3 protein-coding genes and 1 riboswitch are annotated in these 2,386 nt (G+C 53.1%); of the genes, 1 reads left to right on the top strand and 2 read right to left on the bottom strand.

The genetic code is table 11. From position 1 onward, the window contains the following. Positions 1 to 130: 130 nt before the first annotated feature. The gene (gene metF, locus WMO23_RS11175) at positions 131 to 985 is read right to left on the bottom strand and encodes a methylenetetrahydrofolate reductase [NAD(P)H] (RefSeq protein ID WP_292282333.1); all 855 of its coding nucleotides are present in this window, start codon (positions 983 to 985) and stop codon (positions 131 to 133) included. A gap of 47 nt (positions 986 to 1,032) precedes the next feature. After that, positions 1,033 to 1,863, bottom strand: coding sequence for a MetQ/NlpA family ABC transporter substrate-binding protein (locus WMO23_RS11170; RefSeq protein WP_020311165.1), 831 nt, complete (start codon positions 1,861 to 1,863; stop codon positions 1,033 to 1,035). Between the two features lie 105 nt (positions 1,864 to 1,968). Beyond that, a riboswitch (SAM riboswitch) is annotated at positions 1,969 to 2,062 on the bottom strand. A 136-nt stretch (positions 2,063 to 2,198) separates the two neighbouring features. On the opposite strand from WMO23_RS11170, the gene WMO23_RS11580 reads away from it, so the two are divergent. After that, positions 2,199 to 2,372, top strand: coding sequence for a D-methionine-binding lipoprotein metQ (locus WMO23_RS11580; RefSeq protein ID WP_020311166.1), 174 nt, complete (start codon positions 2,199 to 2,201; stop codon positions 2,370 to 2,372). Positions 2,373 to 2,386: the final 14 nt, after the last annotated feature.

Below are 2,386 nucleotides of genomic sequence, written 5' to 3'. Positions count from 1 at the left end.
TGTAGGGGGCGCCACGTGGGCGACCCGCTAGAGATTTGGCAATGCATTCCCTGAACTTGAGACTCGCTAATGTTCTGGGACGGGCTTGCCACGTGCAAGCCCCTACTATAGAGGTGATGTACAAAGATTTCTATAACAATGTCTTTACGGCTTCGGCGATTTTTTTGGCGATGTACGGGTTATTCATGGTGTAGACGTGGATGCCGTCTACGCCGTTGGCCAGGAGGTCGGCAATCTGGTCGACAGCATAGGCGATGCCGATGTCGCGCATGGATTCGGGAGTGTCACCGTATTTTGCAATGGCCCGCTGGAATTTGATGGGGAGCGTGGCGCCGCACATGGTGACCATGCGTTCGATTTGAGCTTTATTGGTGACGGGCATGATGCCGGCTTCGATGGGGACGTTGATGCCGGCGATTTCACAGCGTTCGAGGAAGCGGTAGAAAAGGGCGTTGTCGAAGAATAGCTGAGAAATGAGCTCGCTGGCACCGGCGTCGACTTTGGTCTTCAAGTTGCGGATGTCGGCAGCCAGGGTCTTGGCTTCGGTATGGCCTTCGGGATAGCAGGCGCCGATGACGTTGAAGTCCGGTTCCTTTTCTTTGATGAAGGCTACGAGGTCGCTGGCATGTTCAAAGACGTGAGCCCGTTCGCGGCCCGGTACTTCGTCGCCGCGCAGGGCCAGGATGTTTTCGATGCCCGCTTCTTTCAATTCTTTCAGGTTCTGCATGGCTGCTTCTTCCGTGAGGTAGATGCAGGGCATATGGGCCGCCGTTTCGCAGCCTAACTGCTTGATGTACGTAGCGACTTCGACGGTACGGTTACCGCCCGTGCCGCCGGCGCCGCAGGTGACGCTGATGAAGTCAGGATGGAGCTGGCTCAGCTCGTCCAGGGTCGGATAGACCGTTTCGACGGGAATGTCCCGTTTCGGTGGAAAGACTTCAAAAGAAAAGACCGTTTTTTTGGCAAAAAGCTCATTCGTATGCATGTATATGAATTCCCCCTCAATATCAAACGTCAAACATCCAACTTTTATTAGAAGCTCGGCAGGATTGCGCCCTGGTATTTGTCTTCAATGAATTTCTTGACTTCCGGAGACTGGAGGGCTTTGACGAGTTTCTGGATTTCCGGACGGTTTTCATCGCCTTCACGGATGACGAGGACATTGGCGTACGGCGAATCTTTCGGTTCCAGGAAGAGGGCGTCTTTCAGCGGATTAAGGCCGGCTTCCATAGCGAAGTTGGTGTTGATCAGAGCGATGTCCACGTCATCGATGGAACGGGGAATCTGAGCGGCTTCGAGTTCGACGAACTGGAGGTGCTTATCGTTCTTTTCGACGTCCTGTACGGTCGAGGTAATGTTACCGCCGTCTTTCAGGCCGATGAGGCCGGCGCTCTGCAAGATGAGGAGGGCGCGGCCGCCGTTGGTCGGGTCATTGGGGATGGCGACTTTCGCACCGTCCGGCAGGTCTTTCAAGTCCTTGATCTTATGGGAATAAATGCCCATCGGTTCGACGTGGATCTTGGCGATGGCTTTCAGTTTCGTGCCGTGTTCGCTGTTGAATTTATCGAGGTACGGCGAATGCTGGAAGAAGTTGGCGTCCAGTTCTTTGTCGTTCAGGGCCAGGTTCGGTTTGACGTAATCCGTGAATTCGACGACTTTCAAGTCGACGCCTTCCTTGGCCAGGAGCGGCTTGATTTCGTTGAGGATTTCGCCGTGCGGTACGGGCGTAGCGCCGACGGTGACCGTCGTGTTCTTGGAAGACGAGCCGCTGGAAGCGGAATCACTGCCGCAGCCGGCAGCCAGGAAAGCGACGGCCAGCAGGGCCGAAGCGGCGAGAAGCGAGAGTTTCTTGAGATTTTTCATGAAGATTCCTCCTAACAAAATATAGAATAATATAGACTATCCTGTTCCGTCATTTTATCCATAAAAAAGACCTCTTTCCGAAAGAGAAAGAGGTTGATTGCTGATTCTTTATCTCTCGGAATAATCCGCAGGAATTAGCACCGTCATCGTCGGTTGCCGGGTTTCATAGGGCCAGTCCCTCCACCACTCTGGATAAATGTCGTCTAAAGTTGTCTTGATTCTTAGTTTATCATGGATAGGCGATTTGTCAAGAGGCCAGGAAGGCCATTGACAAAACTATACTGAAAGCGTATCATTTAGGCACAATCTTAAGAGGGGGTATCATTGATGATTCAATGGAAAGTTCCGGCAGCAGCGACAAGGAAATCAAGATCGGGGCCACAGCCGGTCCGCATGCCGAAGTCGTCGAAGCCGTAGCCAAGGAAGCGGAAAAGCAGGGGATTCACAGTGAACGTACTCCCGCCTATAGAGGCGGGAGCTTCCTGCTTCAACGAGAACAGCGCCACTGACTCCAAAGAGTTGC

Origin of the sequence: Megasphaera intestinihominis (assembly GCF_040096415.1) — a bacterium.
Lineage (GTDB): Bacteria > Bacillota > Negativicutes > Veillonellales > Megasphaeraceae > Megasphaera > Megasphaera intestinihominis.
This window is presented reverse-complemented; position numbering and strand designations above follow the sequence as displayed.